Origin of the sequence: Chryseobacterium sp. VD8 (assembly GCF_037149975.1) — a bacterium.
Taxonomy (GTDB): Bacteria; Bacteroidota; Bacteroidia; order Flavobacteriales; family Weeksellaceae; genus Chryseobacterium; species Chryseobacterium indicum.
Genome location: NZ_JBBCQL010000388.1, coordinates 1 through 2097 on the forward strand (window position 1 = coordinate 1; position 2097 = coordinate 2097).

The 2097-nt window shown below is 33.3% G+C and carries 4 protein-coding genes; all 4 read left to right on the forward strand.

Features of this window, described 5'->3' with window-relative positions; all coding sequences use genetic code 11:
• On the forward strand, positions 1 to 240 hold a 240-nt coding region (locus WFK35_RS22440; protein ID WP_336734833.1), incomplete at its 5' end, for a RuvX/YqgF family protein.
• Positions 237 to 809, forward strand: a complete 573-nt coding sequence (def, locus tag WFK35_RS22445) for a peptide deformylase (protein ID WP_271246320.1) — start codon at positions 237 to 239, stop codon at positions 807 to 809. The genes WFK35_RS22440 and def, both read left to right, overlap by 4 nt.
• Before the next feature lie 77 nt (positions 810 to 886).
• On the forward strand, positions 887 to 1447 hold the full coding sequence (locus WFK35_RS22450; RefSeq protein WP_116098509.1) for a DUF5606 family protein: 561 nt from the start codon (positions 887 to 889) through the stop codon (positions 1445 to 1447).
• 215 nt (positions 1448 to 1662) lie between these two features.
• Positions 1663 to 2097: P-loop NTPase fold protein (locus tag WFK35_RS22455; protein ID WP_336734834.1), on the forward strand; the 435-nt coding region annotated here is incomplete at its 3' end.

Sequence of the window (2097 nt, forward strand, 5' to 3'; positions counted from 1 at the left end):
GATTTAAAGGGGAATGTATCCGAAGTGGAAGCAGATATTTTAAAATTCATTGAAGTTTTTCAGAAAGAATTTCCGATGATAAAAGTACACCGCTTCGATGAGAGATTTACCTCCAAAATGGCTTCGTATTTTATCTCCCAAAGCGGAAAGAATAAAAAGAAAAGACAGGAAAAAGGATTAATAGATAAAGTAAGCGCAACCATCATATTGCAGAATTTTTTAGAACAAAGAACAAGATGATTTTACCGATAAGAGCCTTTGGTGACCCAGTTTTAAGAAAAGTAGGGAAGGATATAGATAAAGATTATCCCGAGCTACAGGAATTGATAGGCAACATGTTCGAAACCATGTACAGCGCCAACGGAATTGGTTTGGCTGCTCCACAGATCGGACTGGATATCCGTCTTTTTGTGATCGACGTAAGTCCTTTGGCAGAAGATGAAGATTATGAGGATATTAAGGATGAACTGGCAGAATTCAAGAAAGTATTCATTAATGCCAGAATTCTTGAAGAATCCGGCGAAGAGTGGAAATTCAACGAGGGATGTCTTTCTATTCCGGATGTAAGAGAAGATGTAAAAAGAAAAGGAACCATCGTGATCGAATATTATGACGAAAATTTTGTAAAACATACAGAAACTTTTTCCGATATTAGAGCCCGCGTAATTCAGCATGAGTACGATCACATAGAAGGAATTTTGTTTACAGACCATTTAAGCGCCTTGAAGAAGAAGCTTGTAAAAGGAAAACTGTCGAAAATTACTCAGGGTGATGTAAGCATCAGTTACAAGATGAGATTTCCAAAATAAAGTTTGAATTAAAATAAAAAGAATATTAAATAGCAAAAGGCGGAATGCCGATTGCAGAATTTACAAAAAATAAAATTATGCTGTTAGAAAAAATAATTTCAATTTCAGGAAAACCAGGACTTTTCAAATTAGTTTCACAATTAAGAAACGGATTTATTATTGAAGACGTTACCACGAAGAAAAAAGTAAGCATTGGAAACTCCAGTCAGGTAAGTTTGTTGGATAACATCGCGATGTTCACCTTTGATAAAGAAGTTCCGTTGTTCGAAGTTTTTGAAAATATTGCTAAAAACTACGATTACAAAGAAGCGATCCACCATAAGGCAACAGATGCTGAACTGAAAGAATTCATGACGGCTTCTCTTCCGAACTACGATACCGAAAGAGTATATGCTTCAGACATCAAAAAACTGGCGCAGTGGTACAACATCCTTCAGAAAGCGGGATACATTACGCCGGAAAGCTTCGTAAAAGCAGAGCCTGAAACTTTAGAAGGTGAAGCAGCAACGGAAGAAGTAAGCGTAGAAAAAGAAGCGCCTAAAAAAGCGCCAAAAGCAGAAAAACCAGCAGCACCAAAAGTAAAAGCAACTTCTGCCGCAAAATCTGCTCCTAAAAGCACCCACAGAAAACAAGGATAATTCATTTACTTGAATTTAAAATATAAAACCTCGTCAGATTTGATGAGGTTTTTTTTGCATAAATTTTTGATATAAGAAGCTAATGTATTATATATAAATTCAGTATAAATACGGATTGCCGTAAATGTTGATAATTTCTTATTATTACATTTGGTAAATATGATAAAAATTTTAGAGATATACTTATAATTATTAATATAAATACATTTCAAAAAATGATAAATACAGATCAGCCAATTATTGATCCCAATAATGATAAGTTAGGTAGAGTAAATTTTGCTTATGAGATTGCTTGGGGATTAGTTAATTCTTTCAAGGATAATAACGAGAGTATAGTAATAGGGTTAAGTGGAAATTGGGGATCAGGTAAATCTACACTGATAAATTTTATTATAGGAGAAATAGAAAAAATTTCAAAAGAACAAGAACAAGAAATCATCGTTTTACGATTTAATCCTTGGATGTTTACTGGTCAAAAAGAATTACAGAATATATTTTTAAAAGAGCTTTTAACCAAATTCAAAAGTAATCAAGCTAAATTAAAAAATGTGTCTGAAAAATTAAAAGATTTTTTAGGATATTTAACTTGGTTAAAGTATGTTCATGCTGGAGCAGGAGAAGCCGTAAAAGATGTAAAAGAGTTTTTGGAT